The sequence below is a fragment of the Salinivibrio sp. ES.052 genome, assembly GCF_900141775.1.
Classification (GTDB): Bacteria; Pseudomonadota; Gammaproteobacteria; order Enterobacterales; family Vibrionaceae; genus Salinivibrio.
Map to the genome: position 1 here is coordinate 927,428 of NZ_FSRI01000001.1, position 16,693 is coordinate 944,120.

Below are 16,693 nucleotides of genomic sequence, written 5' to 3' on the forward strand. Positions count from 1 at the left end.
CGGACTTATCGCTTTTTTTCGTGAATAATCTGGTTATATAACGACAAACATATAGGTGACTTAGCCATGTATTACGGCTTCGATGTGGGCGGCACAAAAATTGAATTTGGCGCCTTCGATAAACAACTCAATCGTGTTGCGACCGAGCGTCACCCAACACCAACGCAAGATTACCCCGCATTAATCGACACATTGGTGCGGTTGGTGGAAAAGTACGATGCGCTGTTGGGCACGAAGGGAACAATTGGTATTGGTATTCCAGGCTCACAAGCCGAAGATGGAACCGTATTAACTGTTAACGTACCTGCTGCGAATGGGAAACCCTTGCGTGCTGACTTAGAGGCGCGTGTTGATCGTGAAGTACGTATCAGTAATGACGCGAACTGCTTCGCTCTTTCAGAAGCTTGGGATGAGCAAGCGCAATCGGCGAAAACCGTGTTAGGGCTAATCTTGGGTACAGGGTTTGGTGGTGGTTTGGTCATCAACGGGAAAGTGATCAATGGTAAAAACCAGATGGCAGGGGAAGTTGGCCATATGCGGATGCCGATTGATGCGTGGTTTCGGTTAGGTGAGCATCCTCCAATGTTTAACTGTGGCTGTGGTAATAAAGGCTGCTTAGACAATTATCTATCGGGGCGTGGGTTTGAGCAGTTGTATGCCCATTTTTATCAGCCGTTATCAGCCATTGAGATTATCGAAAACTATCGTCAAGGTGACTCCGATGCGGTGGCATTTGTTGACTGTTTCTTTGATGTGCTAGCGATGTCTCTAGGTGGCATTTTAACGGCCTTTGATCCAGACATGGTGGTACTTGGCGGTGGCTTGTCTAACTTTGATGAACTTTATCAAGCTATTCCTGCGCGCTTACCGAAACACCTCCTGTCTGCTGCAAATGCTCCGGATATTGTTAAAGCTCAGCATGGTGATGCTGGTGGGGTTCGTGGAGCTGCATTTTTGCACCTGGCTTAGCGGATGAGGCATTTTCGCTACTTGAATTTTGAAATGGTGCTATTTCAAATGAAAAAAGCCGACATTAGGTGTCGGCTTTTTTATCGTTAACTGTCCCGTCCTGAAATACGTTGACATAAAGAGGACTTCTTTATGACAACATCAAGTAATTCAAGCCGTAAGCGCACGCAACGTGATTACACCTTAGCCTTTAAATTAGGCGTTGTAGAGCGTGTTGAAAAAGGCGAAATGACGTACAAACAAGCTCAAGCCCGTTTTGGCATTCAGGGCCGCTCAACGGTACTCGTCTGGCTCAGAAAACATGGTAGACTCGATTGGTCGAAGCCATTTCAGCATCCCCTTATGCCACATTCAAAAGAAACCCCATCCGAAACTATCAAGCGCCTTGAGCGTGAGTTAGCCGAAGAGAAACTGCGTAACCAAATCCTCAATGGTATGGTCGATATCATGGACAATGAGTACGGAGCCGGCCTCAGAAAAAAGTACTTATCCGGTACATCTGGCAAGCCAAAGCCAAAAGTAAAATAAAGTTAGCGGCGGCATGTCGTGCCACAGGCATTTCTCGGCAAGGTGTCTATCAAGCCGTTGCTCGAATGGAAAGCCGAAGAGCTGAACTATCAATCATCAGAGACTGGGTCCAATACTGGCGTAAGTATATGCCGAGGTTAGGGGCGCGTAAGCTCTACGCGTTGGTAAAGCCCAAGCTAGTTGAACACGAAATTAAGCTAGGGCGAGACGGGTTTTTTAGCTATCTGAGAAGCGAAGGCTTACTGGTTAAACCCAAGAAAAGCTACACAAAAACTACGTGTAGTAAGCACTGGATGAAGAAGCATCCTAACCTGCTAAAAGAAGACGGACTGCATGATGCTGCGCATGTACTGGTCAGCGACATCACTTATGTTGAATCAGACCAAGGTGTGCACTATCTGTCACTGGTGACCGATGCCAACTCACGCAAGATAGTGGGTCATCACGTTAGCGAAGATATGAAAGTCGACAATGTAGTGAAAGCGCTGAAAATGGCCGTCAAAGATAAGCGCTATATCGGCAATGCGGTACATCACTCAGACCGAGGTTCGCAATACTGCTCAGCCGTTTATCAGAGTGCGCTACAGGAGAGTCAAATCCAGCCGTCGATGACGGATGGTTATGATTGCTACCAAAACGCGTTAGCGGAAAGAGTCAATGGCATACTGAAGCATGAGTTTTTACTGTACCGGTGTAAGACACTGACAGAGCTTAAAATACTGGTAAAAGAATCGATAGCGATATACAACGAAATGAGACCGCACCTAAGTTTAAGTATGGCAACCCCCAATCAGGTGCATAATAAAAAAGGCCAGCTACTGGAGCTGGCCTAAAAACTGTCAACCTATATTAGGACGGGACAAACGAGTCATCATTCACTCATATTATTTTATTTTTGGCACTGATGGATAGCGTAATGCAATAACTCGAGCGCAGTTTTGTCCGTGGGTGGCAGAGTCGCGTCGGATTGTGCGATAGGCGTGGTGCGTTCTCCCCAACGAATGAGCCCAGCTCCCCATGTTAAGCCAGCGCCAAAGGCTGCGGTGAGCAGCTGGCTGTGAGGCTTGACGACACCTTGTTCTACAGCCTCACACAAGGCGATGGGGATAGTAGCTGCAGAGGTATTACCATAATGCTGAATATTAATGAACGCTTTTTCTCGTTCGATCCCAGCGTGATCACACAGGGTTTCGATAATGCGTTTGTTGGCTTGGTGAGGAACCACGAGATCAATGCTATCAGCATCGAGTTGATTACGTGAGAGCACTTGATTGGCGGCTGACCCCATTCCTTTTACCGCGCGTTTGAAAATATCCCGGCCAATAAAATCAAACGAGAAGTGACCGTTTTCAGGATCAAAGCGATCCATTGCCGTACCAAAAGCGGGAATCGCCAACACGTCTCGGCCTGCTGGATCACAGCCAAGCTGTGCATCAAGTAATCCCACTTCTTGTTCGGTTTTGCTGACCACTACCGCTCCCGCACCATCACCGAATAGCACGGCGGTATCACGCTTGCTCCAATCGAGATACCAAGTTAAGTGCTCAGCTCCAATAATTAATGCATGCTGGTAGTGACCAGCTTGCAGCATCTTGGTTGCAGTTTCCAAACCATATAAAAAGCCAGTACAGGCTGCATTCATATCAAAGGCGGCAGCGCGCAGTGCGCCTAGGCTCCCTTGTACTTTTGAGGCGATGTTAGGAATGAGTGTGTCGGGGGAGCACGTCGCAACAATGAGAAGATCCAATTGGCTTGCTTCAATACCCGCTGCTGCCAGCGCGCGTTGTGCTGCAATGGTTGCTAAATCAGAGGTCTCTACATGGCTCACACGGCGAGCTTCAATGCCTGTGCGCGAGCGAATCCATTCATCATTGGTGTCTAGGATGGTGCTGAGATCATCGTTACTCAACACAGTGGGTGGGAGACACTTACCCCAGCCCGTTATTTCTGCAAATGCCATAGTCGATTACGGGTTATTAAGCGTTGCGACAGTGTAAACCTGAAACCTGATTGAAACAATTTTGATGACTGATAAGGAGTGAAAAACACTACCTGACGCAAATGCCAGGCAGTGTGTCGCGGGCGTTACCAGAAAAGACGGGTGAAAATTGCCAATACGACAATACAGACAATATTTAAGTACAAACCGACGCGCATCATATCACGCTGCTCAATATGGCCTGAACCAAACACAATGGCATTAGGCGGTGTTGCGACAGGTAACATAAAGGCACATGATGCCGCAATAGCGATCAGCGCCGATAGCGCCACTGGAGACACGCCTAGGGCTTCGGCGATTGTAGCAAAAACCGGTACCAGTAGCGCGGCGCTGGCAGTGTTACTCGCAAATTCAGTAAGAAAAATGACAAACGCAACGACACCAAGCATGGTAAAGAACAACCCTGACCCCGTGAGGGCATTGCTCAGGTGATTGGCCAGAAATAAGCTGGTACCTGTTGCTTTTAATACGTTGCTTAAGCAGATACCACCACCGAAGAGCAGTAACACGCCCCAATCAGCTGTTTTTTCTACTTCTTTCCATTTCACCACACGCGTCGCGCCTAGCAAAACGATCGCGGATAGTGCCACAATCGAGTCAAACTTGCTGAGGCCGCCGAGCATGGCATTTAATGGCTTACTAAAGATCCAAGCACTCACTGTGAGGGCGAAAATCGCAATGGTGATCAGGCGTGGCGTGTTCCAACTAAAACCACGCTGATCGGCTTCAAAACTGTAACTCAAGTTTGGTTTTGTTAGCAGGTACAGCACAGAAACGGCAACTGGGAGCAAGACCAGTGTTACGGGGAGCCCAAGCGTCATCCATTCAGCAAAACTCAGTCCTGCTTCTGCTGCGGCAATCGCATTAGGTGGACTACCGACAATGGTGGCGATCCCGCCAATACTGGCACAGTAGGCGATCCCCAGGAGGACAAACACATAGGTGCCATGATCTTTTTGGTTGTTGACCTTGTGTAAAATCCCTAATACCAGTGGCAGCATCATGGCTGTGGTGGCTGTGTTGCTGATCCACATCGATAAGCCCGCCGTGACCCCAAATAGCATCATCACTGCGACTGACATTTTACCTTGGGCAATGGTCAGTACCTTATTTGCAATCGCTTGATCGAGCCCTTGTGCCTGTAACGCCGCGGCTAACGCAAAGCCACCGAGAAATAAGAAAATGATCGGATTGGCGAAGTTAGACATGGCGGCAGGGGTTTCAAATACGCCGAGAGTAACCGCCATAATAGGCACCAGTATGGCAGTGATGCTGACATGAATGGCTTCTGTAAGCCAAAGCACAGCAATAAAAATTAGCAAGCTAAGGCCTGTCGTTACATCGGCTGCAAAGGGTAGGCTGTTATACAAAATGAAAAACAGCGCAATATCAGCAAATAGAATCCAGGCTTTTCGATCCAATCCCGGTGAACGGGAAGAGAGGGATTGCACATCCATAGGGCATCCTTTTTAAACGTTATTGGGTCTTTATGTTTTTATGTTTTGAGTAATGTTTGCTTGATAAGCTCGGTTTTAAGCACAAATAAACCGCCATTCTTTACCAAGCGATGGCTAATATACGCGTTATCGAACAGAGTGTTAATCGATTGCAGGCAGGTTTTTAAACAAATAATTAAAACAATGTGAAATTTGTGATTAGGGCGGCATTGGTAGGATGTGTGCTAGTTACTCGAATTTGAGAGGCCATCAATAGGCTCTTTCGGGCCCGTAAACTTGGGTTTTACATTGAGAATAAAGCTATCTAAGACCGCTTTGGTTCTTGCTAGTACTTCTCGCGCGCGGATCTTGGCCCCCGCCCAACCTTGAGGGCTTGGAACAGCGTAACAAATCGCATCAATATTGTTAACGTCAGCGAGAAATAACGCCCGCTCACAGTGAAACTGTTGAGTAATCACGGTAAAACGAGCAAGGCTAAAGACTGTTTTGGCACGGACTATGGAATCAAGCGTTCGAAAGCCGGCATAGTCAAGGTGAATTGCTGCTTCGGCGATCCCGGCTTGGCGTAAGTCCCGTTTCATGGTCCAAGGCTCGTTGTATGATCGATGGGCGTTATCGCCACTAAGCAAAAGGTGACGGACTTTGCCGGCATGGTACAGAGATTCCGCAGCGTTAATACGATAGGTATAGTAAGGATTGGGCGTTTTCCCAATGTATTTACTGGTTCCGAGTACCAACCCTACCTGCCGTTTAGGTAGCGTTTCGACGTTTTTGAAAACACGTCCTTTGGCATTGAGCGTGATCGCAACATCGCTGGCACCCATGATGATGACAGTAAAAACGGTGAAGATAGCTAGTGTGATCATCGCTTGACGAAAAAGGCGCCGGAGAGCCATGGTGCGTATTATACCTTTATTCAGTAGACAGCACTCGTTGGTAGCGGGTGCGGCAAGTAGATGGAATGTTAGCAAAAAAAGCGCCTTAATAGGCGCTTTTTTCTGTCAGTCTTTGGTTAAAATGAAGTGCGCTTATAAGCGCGATATTCAGGTGACCAAAAACTGTCATCGATACGTTTTTTCAAGGCTTCGTCTGATAGTTCAGCCGCGATCCCTTCAACAATTGCTTCTTTAGCAACGGCGAAAGCAATACGTTTCGACACCTGAGTGATATCTTCCAAAGGCGGGAGTAAGGCACCCATGCCACGCTTAGCTAAGGGCGAACATTCAGACAGTGCTCTCGACGAAGCCATCAGCATTCCGTCGGTGACTCGAGAAGCGCCGACAGCCAATACCCCGAGCCCAATACCTGGAAAAATATAGCTGTTGTTGCACTGTGCAATGGGGAACGTCTTGCCATTGTCTAAGCGTACCGGTTCGAATGGGCTTCCCGTGGCAACCAAGGCTTGACCATTGGTCCAACGCAAAATATCAAACGGCGTGGCTTCCACACGGCTAGTTGGGTTAGACAGTGGAAAGATGATTGGGCGTGGGCACGTCGCGTGCATTTCTTTAATCACGTCTTCAGTGAAGAGCCCCGGCGCTCCGGAGACACCGACGAGTACGGTCGGTTTCGCATTTCGAACCACGTCCAATAGCGAGATATTACTGTCTTCTAACTGCCAGTCTGAAAGTGCATCGCTTTTTTGCACCAGCTTTTGTTGGAAGTCGAGCAAGTTTGGCATCGCATCAATGAGTAGGCCCCAACGGTCGACCATATAGACACGTGCGCGAGCTTGTTGATCGGAAATACCCTCAGATACCATTTGTGCGATAATGGCTTCGGCAATCCCACACCCGGCAGAGCCCGCGCCTAAGAAGGTGATCCGCTGCTCGGAGAGCTTGGTGCCTGCCGCTTTACACGCGGCAATCAACGAGCCAACAGTGACTGCAGCAGTGCCTTGGATATCATCATTAAAGCAGCACACCTTGTCTTTATAGCGTTCAAGGATAGGCATGGCATTTTTCTGTGCAAAATCTTCAAACTGGATTAAGGCATCAGGCCAGCGACGTTGTACCGCTTGGATAAACTCTTCAATAAAGGCATCGTATTCTTGTCCGCTGATTCGGGTATGCCGCCACCCCATATACATAGGGTCAGAAAGACGTTGCGGGTTATTGGTTCCTACATCTAAGACAATGGGGAGTGTATAAGCCGGGCTGATCCCGCCGCATGCAGTATAAAGAGACAGCTTTCCTATTGGGATGCCCATGCCGCCGATCCCCTGATCACCAAGCCCTAGGATCCGTTCACCATCGGTCACTACGATCACTTTCACGTTGTGACGAGACGCGTTGTTTAAAACATCGTCGATACGATCACGGTTTGGGTAGGAGATAAACAGCCCGCGTCCACGGCGATAGATATTAGAAAAGTTTTCACAAGCCGCCCCCACGGTCGGGGTATAGATAATGGGCATCATTTCAGTAATGTGATTTGAAACGAGCCGGTAAAACAGTGTCTCATTGGTATCTTGGATATTTCTAAGATAGATATGCTTATCGATATCGTTTTCGAAACGCTGGTATTGCTGGTAGGCACGCTCTGTTTGTTCTTCAATGCTTTCGATAGCGTCAGGCAATAACCCTTCTAAGTTAAAAAATTTACGCTCTTCAACGCTAAATGCGCTGCCTTTGTTTAACAATGGCGTCTCGAGCAAAGCAGGTCCCGCATAGGGGATATAGAGAGGACGTTTTTGGTTATTCATGAATGATCAGACTCGATATTGTCTCTAAGTTGGGTCGATGACGAATGTTGGGCGTTATCGTGTGCCTTCATGGCGTTTGTTATGTCCTTTGCCGAACGCATTCTTAGCGTTATTCGGCGATAGTCCCAAGAGCTTTGTAAATGAGGACAAAGTTTAGGCATGAATGGTGACCTAATTCAACTTTTTTGCCGCATTGTGCGGTGTTTTCAACAGGTCTGATCAGATCGCGTTAATTGAAAATTTAAACGGTATCGTTGATTTTTTATCATCTTAGTCAACAACTTGTACATCAATAAAAACGGAATTTAGATCACAACCTTCGTTAAAATTGCGCAAGATAATGTGGAGGTGACTACACTCTAAAGGAAAGCTGATGAATGCCAAAGTCTAACTTTGCCATAAAGCTACGACACAGAAACGAGTTTCGCTATAAGCTAATAGAAATAACGTTGGCTGAGCATACTTAATGGAAAGTAAAAAAGAGGTAGTCCAATGAAGTCACTCATTGCCGCCAGCTTGCTGGTTTTTTCAACCACTACAATCGCTGCAAGCTTGGGCGATCTAGATTATATTACAGAAGTGTATCCGCCGTTTAACTATGAAGAGCGTGGAGAGTTGAAAGGGATTGCGGTTGATTTTCTTGAAGCTGCGACGGCCGCTGCAGGCGATCCGGTTAGCCGCGATCAAGTGAAAATCCAGCCATGGGCACGTGGTTATGCCACGACACTCTCAGAGCCTAATACGGTACTGTTTTCAACCACTCGGACGGATGAACGGGAAGATAAGTTTAAATGGGTAGGGCCGATTACAGACACCAAAATTGTGGTCTGGGCACCAAAGAGTAAAGGGATCACCATCGACAGTGCAAGTGACTTTGCCAATTATAAAGTTGGCGTTGTACGAGATGACGTTGGTGAGCACTTGTTACGCTCAATGGGTGTCGATGAAGGCACACTACGTCTATCACCAAAAGCTGATTTGTTAGCGAAACAGCTAGCCGCTGGACGTGTAGATATGTGGGCTTACGAGGAAAACGTCAGTGCCTTTATCATGAGCCAAAACAATATTGATACCAGCCAGTTTGAAGTGGTTCATGTCTTGGATGAGTCTCAGCTCTACTATAGCTTTAGCAACAACACGCCAGACAGCTATGTTGAAAAGCTACAAGCTGGCATTGATCAAGCGACCGCAGATGGCACGCTTGAGGAAATCAAAAGCAAGTATAAGTAGCGTAGCGCGATTGTTGTCACGAAAAAAGCGCTTAGAGTAACCAGTCTTAGTGAATAAAAACGGGCCAGACAGGCCCGTTTTTTAGCGTATTGAGAAAACTACTCAAGATCAGTCACGAAAATTCTCAAATTGGAAAGGCTGTTCAAAGTCACTTTCTTTAATCAGCTGGATCACGGCTTGTAAATCATCACGCTTTTTCCCAGTCACGCGTACTTGCTCACCTTGTATCTGGGTTTGCACCTTCATCTTGGCGTCTTTGATCGCTTTGGTAAGTTTTTTTGCGACTGGTGTTTCGATGCCATTTTTGAACTTCACCTGTTGCGAGAAGCTTTTACCAGAATGCACCATGTCTTGAATGTCCATCGCACGTGCATCAACACCACGCTTTGCTAAATTACTGCGTAACATGTCCATCATTTGGTTAACCTGAAAGTCCGCCTCGGCAGTCACTTTTACGGTTTCTTTATCGAGTTCAAAGCTGGCCTCTACACCACGAAAATCAAAGCGAGTTGCCAGCTCACGGTTGGCGTTATCCACTGCATTTTTAAGCTCAACGTTGTCAATTTCAGAGACAATATCAAATGAAGGCATAGTCTTTTCCTAATTGGGGCATGAGTCAGTCACGCCGATAAATCGTCAGTCGTTATATGTTGTTGCGTGCCGATACAGCGCCAGCAAGTTGTTCGAGCAAGCGTTCTGTATCTGTCCAGCCTAAACAGGGGTCAGTGATTGACTGGCCATAAACGCGTGATTCGGCGTTCCCCATGGCTTGATTCCCTTCTTGTAAGAAGCTTTCGGCCATGATGCCAGCAATCGCTTGTTCGCCATTACAGATCTGTGCGGCAACATCCGCGCAAACATCCAGCTGGCGGCGATGTTGTTTTTGGCAATTACCGTGGCTGAAGTCTACCACAAGCTTGGCGGGTAACCCGAAACCGCTTAGCGTTTGCGCGGCCGCTTTCACATCGTCGGCGTAATAATTGGGATGATGACCACCTCGTAAAATGACATGTCCATCAGGGTTACCCGCAGTGCGATAAATGGTCATGCGGCCATGTTTGTCGGGTGAGCAGAAAAGGTGAGACTCTCTGCTGGCGCGAATGGCATCAACTGCAATACGGATGTTGCCGTCTGTGCCATTTTTAAAGCCGACCGGGCTGGAGAGTGCAGAGGCCATTTCACGATGAATTTGTGATTCTGTCGTGCGGGCGCCAATGGCCCCCCAGCTGATCAAGTCAGCGATATACTGGCCGGTGATCATATCAAGGAATTCAGTGGCGGTAGGCAGCCCCATTTTGTTAATGTCCAACAGCAGCTCTCGTGCAGTGAATAGCCCAGCACGAATATCACCGCTACCATCAAGGTGTGGATCGTTGATCAGGCCTTTCCAGCCGACCACCGTCCGTGGCTTTTCAAAATACGTGCGCATCACCACCAATAATTGGTCGCTGTACTTATCGGCGAGCGGTTTAAGCTTGGCTGCGTAATCACGGGCCGCGTCGGGATCATGAACAGAGCAGGGACCAACAATCACCAGAAGCCTGGTATCGTCGCCATTAAGAATACGACTGATCGCCTGTCGTGCGGAAGTGATATGGTGAGCAACATTGTCGCTGATGGGGTGGGCAGCTTCCACCTCTGCAGGCGTAGGCATGGTATCCACCACGCGTGTTCGAAGCTCATCGGTTTTCAGTGGCATAGAGGACAGCCTTCCTCACATCTTATTCTGTTGCGAAGCCAGTAAGATAGCAAAAAACGCCGCCTATGAAAGCATCAATGTGACATCTGTTGGATTTTTCTTGTCAGAGCGGTGATCACCGAGGCGTATTTTAGTGAATTGATGATGAGCGCCTCAGTGGCAAATGACTCAGGCGCACGTTTAGGTTACGAGGAGCAGCTAAGGGTCATATCTTTCTCTTCATCAGCGGGACGCCGAGCAAGGGAGTCAAGCGCGGAATGTGACGCAAACGGGGAAGCCAGTACTGTCATCAAATTGTGAGTTGGTTGCATGTCACCTTGTTCTGCCGCCTCTATCGCTTGCTGTGCCAAATAGTTACGCAGAATAAACTTGGGATTGGTCGTCTGCATACAAGCAAGGCGAGTATCATCGTCAAGGTGCGCTATCCGCTGGTGATAATCAGTGATCCACTCCGTCAACGTATCAACATCGGACACTAGGTCGTTAAATTGATTCAGCGTATTGGCGCTTAACAGCGTGTCTTGTTTGATGTCACTGAGTCTGCGGAAGAAAAGGGTATAATCGACCCGCTCCGACTCGAGCAATGAGAAGAGGGCGTTGAATAAAGCGCTATCTCCTTGCTGTGCATCGGAGAGCCCCAGTTTGTCGCGCATGGCTTTGCTGTAAGCCACCTGGAGATGGTGTTCATAACCGCCGAGAATGTCGTTAATCACGTCACTTTCAAGCAGTGGGGTAAAGGCGTAGCCAAGCGCAGAGAGGTTCCATAGCGCGATAGCAGGCTGCTGATTAAAGGCATATCGCCCCGTGTAATCAGTGTGGTTACAAATATTGTTCGGGTTGAAATCATCCAAAAAAGCATAGGGGCCATAATCGAAGGTCTGGCCTAAAATCGACATATTGTCGGTATTCATGACACCATGGTTAAAACCAACCGCTTGCCACTTGGCAATCATTTCTGCCGTGCGCTCGACAATTTCTTGTAGCAATGCGGCATAAGGTTTCTCGGCCTCGGCAAGCTCAGGAAAATGGCGTGCAATGACATAGTCGGCCAGCGTACCCAGTGCATCGTGCTGTTGGCTGTAAAACAAGTACTCAAAATGGCCGAAACGCACGTGGCTTTCCGAGACCCGAAGTAAGGTCGCGGCCGTCTCGATGCGCTCGCGCATCACCGGGGTATCGCTGGTGGCCATGGCTAATGCCTGCGTGGTAGGGATGTTGAGTCCCTTCATGGCCGCGCTCGCGAGATACTCACGGAGGGTGGAACGTAACACCGCACGCCCGTCGCCGTGGCGGCTATAGGGGGTTTTTCCCGCCCCTTTTAAATGCCAATCCCAGAGTGTGCCATTATCATCACGCCACTCTCCCAATAACACCCCACGACCATCACCGAGCTCAGGGTTGTATTGGCCGAATTGGTGCCCTGTGTATTTCATTGCAAAGGGTTTGCGGCCCGCAAGCGGCGCCTCCGCAGACAGAATTGCGCGAAAGCGTTCACTGTGAATGTCTGCCGTTGTTAAGCCGAGTTCATCAGCTAGCGCGGCGTTGTATGTTAGAAGCCGGCCGTTGTCCAAAGGCGTAGGGGTCACTGCTTTACCCAATGCGTTTCCTAATTGGCTAAAGCTAAACCGAATATGTTCACCATCAAATACTGCCATGCATCCCCCTTTAGGTTAATCATTTAAGCCTAACAGCCTGGCAGCCGCTAACAAGGGATAGAATGTAGGGATATATCATGTTCTGCTATAACGCCTCATGTGTTTTCGCCCTCCGATTCGTCACCAGATGTATCAATACGAAACAACCAACTATAAAGCACGGGTGTCATTACCAACGTCAGTATGGTGCCGACGATTAACCCGAAAGCAATACTCACCGACAGGCCATAAAAAAGCACGTCTTTGCTAATAATGAGAGGCATCAAGCCCACGATGGTGGTCACTGTGGTGATGGTGATCGGCCGAAGGCGCCGCGAGCAGGCAATGATAATGGCATCACGATCTGACGTATTTCTCATCCCTCGCTCAATGTCTATCCGCTCGATCATCACAATCGCATTGTTGACAATAATGCCGGCCAATGCCAATAGGCTAAGAATAACCATAAAACTGAATGATGCCTTCATGATGGTGAGACCTATACCCACCCCGATAATAACCAATGGAATGGTTAATAAGATAATGATAGGCCTTCTATATCCATTGAATTGTGCGACAAGCAGAAGCAGACACAGGGCAATACAGAGGGGGAAGCCAGCGAATATTGCGGCTCGGCCCACTTTGGCATCTTTGACAATGCCATCAAATTCAATGTGATGACCTGGAGCCAGCTGGGCGCGCAGGGCGTCGAGCTGGGGTTGAAGTATTGGTGCCATATCCTCGGGAGACATCGTTAGGTTACGTGCTTCAACCGTAATGGTTGGCTCCAGATCCTCACGGTGGATCACGCTAAAATCTGACACCATGTCAATGGTGGCAACTTGTGCAAGGGGGATCGGAGTATCAGCACCGCTGGACCAAATGGGGACATCTTTTAGCCGAGCCGGATTGCGCCGTTCAGGTTCCATCGCGCGAAGTAGAATCGGAAACACATCATTGTTATCACGGAATGCTGACAATGTTTGACCATTATAAAAGCGTGCCAGTGACTCACTCACATCTGTCGATGTAACCCCTGCTTGGTGCGCCAAATGCTGTTCAATATTGACTTGCACTCGATTGACGGGGTTATACCAATTGCTCCAGATATCAATGGTATGAGGAATGTTTTCCAAGGTGTGTTCAAGTTTTTTCGCTTGTTCAACGAGGTAGGCTTTGTCTGGCCCTTTGACCTGAATTTGAATCACATTAGGGTCTGAGGGGCCGAGGAACATACCTGATACCCGGGTTTCCACGTCGTCAAAGCGTTGTCGAAAGTTCTCTCTTAGCCGTGGAATAGCTTCATTAACCGCTTGTTTGTTCCTGGCATTGACCACGATAAAACCGACATTGGGTGCTGGGTCTAACGGCGCGAGAGAGAGAACAAATCGTGGGCCACCAAAGCCGACATACGCGGCAAGATCGCCAAGTCTAGGGTAGCGTGTTCTATCTTGAATCATCGCCATCATCTCCGTGATACGGGCGGATGTGGTTTGTGATGAACTCCCCGCAGGTAAATTGACGTAGATAAGCACTTGAGCGCGATCACTGTCAGGGAAAAATTTGGCGGGAGTACTTTTGATGAGGTAACCGCCAGCGGGCAGTAAGGCGAACATGATAATGACGAAGACAAGGCGGTGGCGTAACACCGCTTTGAGCAACACCGCATAATAGCCCTCTATTCGGTTAAAAAGTGACAAAGAAGGGCGGGGGGCGATGCTGGGTGACAAACTAGGGGGCGGTAAAAACAAGTAGCAAAGCGTCGGTGTCACTGTCATCGCCAGTAGCCACGATACGGTCAAAGAAATTGCAATCACTAAGGATATGTTGCGTGTGTACTCACCCGAGGGGTGCTCGGCCATCATGAGGGGTAAAAATACCAAGATAGTCGTTAAAGACGAGGAAAGTAGCGGCAGTGCGAGTTCACTACCTGTTTCTTTTAGTGCGAGGGCTCTATCTTGGGTTTCTGCAAGCGTGCGCTTAAAGTTTTCGGCGATGACGACACCGTTATCGACAAGTAAGCCGAGTGCGATCACTAGTGTGGCTAAACTCATCCGTTCGAGTGTCATCTCGAGAAAGTACATGATGGCGAGCGTGGTTAGCATGACGGCCGGGACAATGGCGCCGACAATCAATCCGGTTTTGACACCGAGAAACAGAATAACCACGCCGAGCACGATAGCGAGTGTTTGAATGACGTTTGCAGACACGCCATATACCGCGTTTTCCACTTGATCGGCTTGCCAGGTAATCCGATCGAGGTTCACCCCAACAGGAAGGCTCTGCTTGACGTCTGCAATTACCTTGTCTGCCTGTCGAGCATAATTCAACACGCTTTGTTCAGGTTGCATCATCATTGACAGCACAATCGCTGGCTTACCATTAAAGTAAGCACGTCTCGGCGCAGGGTTGACATATCCTCGAGAAATATCTGCAATATTACCGAGTGCTATCTAACCCGCTTCATTGCCGTTTGGGATCAATACGTTACGGATGTCTTGGATGGACGCAAACTCACCACTTGATGAAATCGCCAGTGTGGTATCTTCGATGTGGATACGGCCACTTGGGCTCAAGGTGTTTTGACTGGCGATTGCCTTTGCAATGACGGAAGGGGAAAGCCCCAATGTTTCCATCTGAGAGAGTGACAGTTCCACGAATACTCGCTGCGGCACTCGACCAATAATGTCGATTTTCTGTGTACCAGGTATCGTGAGTAATTGTTGTCGTGAATGGGCAGCGAAGTCATCCAGTTCGGCAAGTGAAAAGTCGTTGCCTGTCAATGCGAGAGTAATCACGGCGACATCGCCAAAACTGTCGTTGACGCTTGGTTTACCGGCCTCTTTAGGTAGCGATGCTTTGTGTACCTCCTCTTCGAGCTCATCCCAGATTTGGTCAAGCTTTGTGAGTCTGTCGTAGGCTTTCACATAGATGATGGACTGCCCATCAGAGGAAATAGAGCGTATTTCGTCAACCCCGGTAATAGATAGCGCGGCTTCTTCCAAAGGCTGCGTGACGAGTGATTCGATACGGTTGGCGGTCAGGCCTGGTGCACTCGTGGTAACAATCGCCTCGCGAATGTGAATTTTAGGGTCTTCTCTGGCAGGAAGGGAAAAGTAACTGACTGCGCCAAATACCATTAAAACAAGGCTGACAAAGAAGATAACGGGGCGATACTGAAAAGCTAGTTGAGAGATATTCATGCGCGAAGACCTAGTGATTATAACGGGCTAGGTGAGCACCAGCGGTATAGACTTCTTGGTGCTCGCGGAGAAGATTGACGCCTTTGGCGACGACCCACTCATCGACAGCTAATCCTGACAAGACTTCTACCTCAGTCTCCCTAAGCGCTCCCACTTTAATGATGCGTGCTTTAAGACGTGTTTTATTGGCGTCGGGCTGCTCAACAACGAAAACACGGGCATGGTTTTTATCAATCAGCTCGATGGCCGTTAATGGCACGACAGGGCGAGAATGGACACTTGGCAGATCCCATTGCAGCGAGACTGACATGCCTAGGTGGAAGGATGCCGGTGGTTCGATCAACTGAGCAATGACAGGAAATAACCCCAGTTGATTGGCCTCCATGCCAATCTGCGTAACGTTGGCGCGGACGCTTTGTTCTATCAGTGACAAAGAGACAGTCGCTGTATCGCCCATTGAGAGGTGATCATGAATACGGCTGGGTACCCAGGTTTTAACTTCTATCTGTGATTGAGGGTTGGCCATTGCCGCTATCGGCTGCCCAGCCATGACCACTTCTGACTGTTCAACCAGTTGTTTGGTGATAAGGCCAGAAAAAGGGGCATAGAGAGAGGCTTTAGCGAGCTGACGTTGTGCTTTAGCCAGGCTCGCTTGGTGACGGGATAACTGTGCGGTGGCGCGCTCGAGCCTAGCTTCTGCTTCATCGACGGCCGAGGCGGAGGTGAGCTTTTGGGCGAACAGTGCTGCTAGCCGTTGATACTGGCGGGAGGCATCATTGCGCTCTATTTGGGCCGTTTTAAGGTTTGACTTTTCCACCTCCACATTGAGCTCAAGCGCTTGCGCATCAAGTCTGGCAAGTCGCTGACCTTTTTTTACTCGCTCACCTAACGCAAGTTCCAGAGTGCGGATTTTACCGCTGATTTCGAAGGAAAGGCTTGCTTGTTCAGCCGCCTGAATACGTCCACTGGCATATTGATGCTGCCCATCATGCGCCGCTTTTATTTGTATCACCTTGACAGTGCGAGGGGGAGGTGTGGCTGACGCTTGCTTGGGATCGCAAGCGCTGAGTAAGCCGATGACGATGAGCACCAACCCGCTATATAACGCGAGTTGTATGGTTTGTTTAGTGATTATAGTCATCGCGTTTCTCCCTCTACGACTTGCCTCAATAACGTCTCTGACGACCTGGCCATCAAATGACTCACTAGTCATAATATGACTCATTGGTCATTTTTACAATGACCAGGTGGTCATTTTTGCAATGACTAG

11 protein-coding genes and 1 pseudogene are annotated in these 16,693 nt (G+C 48.6%); 3 read left to right on the forward strand and 9 right to left on the reverse strand.

The features are described from left to right. Positions 1-66: 66 nt before the first annotated feature. Positions 67-969 carry an N-acetylglucosamine kinase gene (gene nagK, locus BUQ98_RS04280; protein ID WP_074212651.1) on the forward strand — a complete coding sequence of 301 codons (903 nt, stop codon included), beginning with the start codon at positions 67-69 and terminating at the stop codon, positions 967-969. A 132-nt stretch (positions 970-1,101) separates the two neighbouring features. Continuing rightward, positions 1,102-2,330 (forward strand): IS3 family transposase gene (locus BUQ98_RS16765; protein ID WP_139294610.1). Its coding sequence is split into 2 segments (ribosomal slippage): positions 1,102-1,453 and positions 1,453-2,330, totalling 1,230 coding nucleotides; the frame shifts between segments, so codons are not numbered across the junction. 56 nt (positions 2,331-2,386) lie between these two features. On the opposite strand, the gene BUQ98_RS04295 is transcribed toward BUQ98_RS16765, so the two are convergent. From BUQ98_RS04295 to BUQ98_RS04310, 4 genes are all read right to left on the reverse strand, one after another. Beyond that, positions 2,387-3,457, reverse strand: a complete 1,071-nt coding sequence (locus BUQ98_RS04295) for a ketoacyl-ACP synthase III (protein ID WP_074212652.1) — start codon at positions 3,455-3,457, stop codon at positions 2,387-2,389. Between the two features lie 125 nt (positions 3,458-3,582). Continuing rightward, entirely contained in the window at positions 3,583-4,953 is a 1,371-nt protein-coding gene (locus BUQ98_RS04300) for an SLC13 family permease (RefSeq protein ID WP_074212653.1), read from the reverse strand. A 224-nt stretch (positions 4,954-5,177) separates the two neighbouring features. Next, complete coding sequence (locus tag BUQ98_RS04305; RefSeq protein ID WP_074212654.1) at positions 5,178-5,849, reverse strand: SanA/YdcF family protein; 672 nt, start codon at positions 5,847-5,849, stop codon at positions 5,178-5,180. A 116-nt stretch (positions 5,850-5,965) separates the two neighbouring features. Further along, complete coding sequence (locus BUQ98_RS04310) at positions 5,966-7,657, reverse strand: NAD-dependent malic enzyme (protein WP_074212655.1); 1,692 nt, start codon at positions 7,655-7,657, stop codon at positions 5,966-5,968. A gap of 492 nt (positions 7,658-8,149) precedes the next feature. On the opposite strand from BUQ98_RS04310, the gene BUQ98_RS04315 reads away from it, so the two are divergent. Then, positions 8,150-8,887: a substrate-binding periplasmic protein gene (locus tag BUQ98_RS04315; RefSeq protein WP_074212656.1), complete on the forward strand. Its 738-nt coding sequence runs from the start codon at positions 8,150-8,152 to the stop codon at positions 8,885-8,887. Positions 8,888-8,995: 108 nt separating this feature from the next. Here BUQ98_RS04315 and BUQ98_RS04320 read toward each other — a convergent pair whose 3' ends face one another. The 5 genes and pseudogenes from BUQ98_RS04320 to BUQ98_RS04340 all read right to left on the reverse strand — a co-directional run bounded on the left by BUQ98_RS04320 (position 8,996) and on the right by BUQ98_RS04340 (position 16,564). Continuing rightward, positions 8,996-9,478 (reverse strand): YajQ family cyclic di-GMP-binding protein, encoded by a 483-nt coding sequence (locus BUQ98_RS04320; RefSeq protein ID WP_074212657.1) that lies wholly within the window; start codon positions 9,476-9,478, stop codon positions 8,996-8,998. A gap of 52 nt (positions 9,479-9,530) precedes the next feature. Beyond that, positions 9,531-10,586 (reverse strand): 3-deoxy-7-phosphoheptulonate synthase, encoded by a 1,056-nt coding sequence (locus BUQ98_RS04325; protein ID WP_074212658.1) that lies wholly within the window; start codon positions 10,584-10,586, stop codon positions 9,531-9,533. 185 nt (positions 10,587-10,771) lie between these two features. Beyond that, positions 10,772-12,241, reverse strand: a complete 1,470-nt coding sequence (locus tag BUQ98_RS04330; protein ID WP_074212659.1) for a protein adenylyltransferase SelO — start codon at positions 12,239-12,241, stop codon at positions 10,772-10,774. A 95-nt stretch (positions 12,242-12,336) separates the two neighbouring features. Next, positions 12,337-15,423 (reverse strand): annotated as a pseudogene (locus BUQ98_RS04335) (efflux RND transporter permease subunit). A 10-nt stretch (positions 15,424-15,433) separates the two neighbouring features. Beyond that, positions 15,434-16,564, reverse strand: a complete 1,131-nt coding sequence (locus BUQ98_RS04340; protein ID WP_074212660.1) for an efflux RND transporter periplasmic adaptor subunit — start codon at positions 16,562-16,564, stop codon at positions 15,434-15,436. Between the last annotated feature and the right edge of the window lie 129 nt (positions 16,565-16,693).